We start from the raw sequence: 3,902 nt of genomic DNA, 5'->3' as shown, positions 1-3,902 counted from the left end.
CCGCCGAAGCCGAGGCCGACTACTATGCACAAACCCGAGACGACCGACCGGTCGTCCACACATAACCGAGGGTGCACCAAACCCGGGACGGTTCAGGCTCCCCGGCTACGTGGCGCATCGCGGGCACGCCGGGCACCGCCGACACGCCATGCGTCCCGGGCACGCCGGATACCCCAGACATCACAGGAGCACCGGGCGCACCGGGCGCACCGGGTACGCCGGGTACGCCGGGTACGCCGGGTACGCCGGGTACGCCGGGTACGCCGGGTACGCCAAGCACACCGGGTACACCAGGCACGCCGGGCACGCCGGACACCGCGGGTACGCCGGACACCGCGGGTACGCCGGGCACAGGAGGTACGCGGGGGACCTCGGGGACGGCAGGCACGCCGGTTACGCCAGGTTCAGCGGGTACGCCTGGTACGCCGACCGCTGCGGATACGCCCGGCACTCCGGGTACGCCAACCACGGCGCGCATGCCAGGTACACCGGGTACGCCAGGTGCTCCGGCTACACCAGACTCCGCGGGTACGTCGGGCGCTGCCGATGCGCCATGCGTGCCGGGTACAGCGGACATCTCAGGAGCGTCGTCGGGCACCGCGGGTACGCCGGGCACTGGAGGCACGCCAGACATCCCAGGTAGGCCGGGTACGCCGGGCACGTTGGGGGCTGCGGATCCGCCAGGCATCCCGGGTACGCCGGCTACTGCAGGCAGAACCGGCGCGCTCGACATCCCAGCCACGCCGGGTACCTGAGGTACGCCAGGCGTCTCGGGCGCCTCAGGTACGCCGGGGACTGCAGATTCGCCGGGCATCTCAGGTGCGCCCGGCGCTCCGGGCACGACCGGCGTCCTGGGGATGTCGGGTGCCCGTGGCGGAACCGGCACGGCGGATGTTCCAGGCGCGGTGGCTACCTCAGGTACGCCGGGCAGTCCGGGCATTCCAGGTACGCCGGGTGCGTCGGGCATTTCTGGTGCGGCGTGACCGTCGGGGAGGGTGGGCAGGTCGGACGGTTGGGGTGTGTCTGGCTCGCCAGGGGTGTCGCGTGCATCGGTTGGCGGGGGCGTGGTTGGTGCTGCGGGCTTGTCGGGTATGCCGGGCGGCGCGGTCCCGCCGGGCGCCACGGGCGGGTCGGGCGGCCTGGGTGGGGTGGGGTGTGGGGGTTGGGTTAGTTGGTGTAGGTGGGCGAGTTGTTTGGCGAGGGTGGTGGGGATGTCGGTGGGTTCGGTGCCGTGGATGCGTTCCATGACGGCGTAGGGCGCGTTGATCAGGCGGTGGGTGGCGTCGTAGTGCACGATCGCGGGGGTTCGGACGCCGACGGCGCGGGCGGCGGGGACTACGTGGGTTTCCTTGAGTAGGTCGGGCTCGTATCCGGGGCGGCACACCCGGAGGAACAGGTGCTGGCCGAGTACGAATGCGCGGTTGGCTACGCCGCCGGCGACCTCTCTCACTTCTGCGGGGCCTACGCCGTGGCGACGGGCCACGGCGGCTAGTCCGTCCAGGAAGTCTTGTTGGTCAGCCAATCCCCAGCTCCGTCGGTCGCGCGAAACCGCCGGCAGGACCGTGCGGGCGCCGGTGGTTTCACCGAGTTTGATGTACTGCGGGTGTGCGTGTCGATGTGAATCCGGAGGCTGTCGGGCGGCGGGAGTTCTATGCGCTGCTGAACTCGGTGGTCGTCCCGCGGCCCATCGCGTGGGTGTCGAGCCGGTCGGCTGCCGGAGTGCTGAACCTGGCGCCGCACTCGTTCTTCACCGTGTCGTCCGTGCAGCCGCCGATGGTGCAGTTCACCTCGGTCGGACGCAAGGACAGCCTGAACAACGTCGAGGCGACCCGTGAGTTCGTGGTGAACTTCGCCGCGGAGCCGCTCTACGAGCAGGTGAACGCGTCCGGCACCAACTTCCCGCCGGACGTCTCCGAGTTCGAGGCGATCGGGGTGACCGCCCAGCCGTCGCGGACGGTCGCCGTACCCCGGGTCGCCGAATCGCCGGTGGCGCTCGAGTGCACGCTGCACACGACCGTCGAGCTCGGCGACTGCACCCTCGTCATCGGTCAGGTCCGGCATCTCGCGATCGACGAGGCGGTGCTGGACGGCGATCACCCCGACGTCCGTCGCCTCCGTCCGCTCGCCCGCCTCGGCAAGGACGAGTGGACGACCCTCGGGGAAGTCCGGTCGATCTCCCGCATCCGGTACTCCGATTGGCCCGGCCATTTCAAGAAGCCGGACGGAGACAGCCCGGCAAGCTAGTACTCCGCCCAGCTCGTGAGTGGGTGCCCGCGATCCGATCGACGCCCGACACCTCCTGCGAGGTTGCTGGGTGACCGTCGCCAGGTCGACACCGGTTCTTGCGCGGGCTCGCGGTGATGCGCGGGGTCGGGGAGCATCACTTGCCGATTTGGGTGCAAGCCCTGCCTGGACGAAGAACCCGGTGTCGCCGACCTCACCGCGGCTCCGCGGGGCCGACTACAGTCGCGGCTGATCTCGAGCTCCGGTTGCCGTGCCGGGAGAGCGACGGACCACGACGCCAAGCGCGGTAGCGCGCGGCGCGTCAAGGGACAGCCACTGGTGCAGCACCTGATGCTTGCGGTTGGCAACCTTCTCAGGAGAGGTCGCGGGTGGGCGGTGGTTCTTGGGTGGCGAGGAGTTTGGTGAGGGTTTCGAGGGTGGGGGAGAGGCGTAGTGGGGTGTGGTCGGGGAGGGCTGTGGTGGCGGGGTGCCAGGTGAGGTTGGGGGTGACCAGGTAGACCTCGGGGGACAGGGGGCCGGGGTCGCGGGCGTGGCAGCGGGCCGCGACGTTGAGCAGGACGCCTAGGGCGGGGATGACGGTTAGGTCCTCGATCACGTGTAGCAGGAGGGTGTCCCGGGCAGGTATGGCGGCTAGGAGTCCGTGGGGTGCGTGCTGCAGGTTCAGTGAGTCGCGGAGGACAGTGTCTAGGACCAGTGCGCGGGAGGCTGCGAAGGGTGTGCCGGTGATGAAGGCCAGGCGGAGGTCGTCGTGCTCGACGTATTCGACTTCGTCTTTGACGCGGCGGAGGTTGGCGAGGCCGAAGCGTTCGGCGTCCGACCAGGTGAGGCCCAGGTCGGTGGGCTCGAGGTACATGGTCACGACGCCGTCGGTCTGGGTGGACGGGACGGAGATCAGGCCGGGCAGGAAGTCGGGGCGGTCGGCGGTCCAGTCGGGCGGCAGCGCTGCGCGGGGGACCAGTCGTTGGATGAGGTCGCGCTCGGGGTCGGTTGGTGGCGTCGGTGGGCCCTGGCGGAGTTGCGCCAGGATCTCGTGGAAGTGTTCCTCGATCACGTCTGGCCAGCGGTCCTCGTCGACGCGGGACAGGATGCGGGCGAGATTGCTGAGTCCTAGGACCGGGTTGTCGGTGGAGCGGTCGGCCGGGACGAGGGCGGCGCCGCCCTGGTAGCCGACGGCTAGGCCTAGGTCGGCAGCGGTCCGCAGGGCGAGGTGGATGAGTCGGTTGGACTGACGTCGGGACAACGGCGGCAGGACCGGGTCGGAGCAGCCTGTCTCGGGGAAGTCGTTGCTGTGGGCATGTTCGGTGGTGTCGGTGGTCATCGTCGGGCCTCCTGGTCTGCGGAGAGTCGGCAAGGCGTCGTCGGGAGTCGGGGGAGAGGCGGCGGAGAGTCCGCGAGAGCGGCAGAGAGAGCTGGCGGAGAGTCCGCGCGAGTCGGCCTGGAGTTGGCGGGGGCGGGCGTCGGGGGGGTGGCGGGAGTCGGCGGGGTCGGGGGGAGTCGGCGAGGGGGTCCGCGAGAGTCGGCAGGGAGTCGGCGAGGGGGTCCGCGAGAGTCGGCAGGGAGTCGGCGAGGGAGTCGGCAGAGAAAGTACGAGGATCGGGGCGTGCCCGAGCACGCGAATCCACGCCTGTGGACAAGCCGGCGGGATACCCTGCGGCGAG

Annotated in this window: 3 protein-coding genes and 1 pseudogene; 2 read left to right on the top strand and 2 right to left on the bottom strand. The window is 70.4% G+C overall.

Translation table 11 applies throughout. From position 1 onward, the window contains the following. Positions 1-148: 148 nt before the first annotated feature. Positions 149-643 (top strand): hypothetical protein, encoded by a 495-nt coding sequence (locus ABZW60_RS05950; protein WP_355474497.1) that lies wholly within the window; start codon positions 149-151, stop codon positions 641-643. 498 nt (positions 644-1,141) lie between these two features. Here ABZW60_RS05950 and ABZW60_RS05945 read toward each other — a convergent pair. Then, positions 1,142-1,450, bottom strand: a pseudogene (locus ABZW60_RS05945) (phosphotransferase); the annotation flags it as partial. A gap of 155 nt (positions 1,451-1,605) precedes the next feature. Between ABZW60_RS05945 and ABZW60_RS05940 the strand changes: the two are divergent. Further along, positions 1,606-2,244, top strand: coding sequence for a flavin reductase family protein (locus ABZW60_RS05940; protein WP_355474468.1), 639 nt, complete (start codon positions 1,606-1,608; stop codon positions 2,242-2,244). Between the two features lie 352 nt (positions 2,245-2,596). On the opposite strand, the gene ABZW60_RS05935 is transcribed toward ABZW60_RS05940, so the two are convergent. After that, entirely contained in the window at positions 2,597-3,562 is a 966-nt protein-coding gene (locus ABZW60_RS05935) for a hypothetical protein (RefSeq protein WP_355474466.1), read from the bottom strand. Positions 3,563-3,902: the final 340 nt, after the last annotated feature.

Origin of the sequence: Kribbella sp. NPDC003557 (assembly GCF_040610805.1) — a bacterium.
Classification (GTDB): Bacteria; Actinomycetota; Actinomycetes; order Propionibacteriales; family Kribbellaceae; genus Kribbella.
The sequence above is the reverse complement of the archived record's forward strand: the minus strand, read 5'-3'. Positions and strand labels throughout refer to the sequence as shown.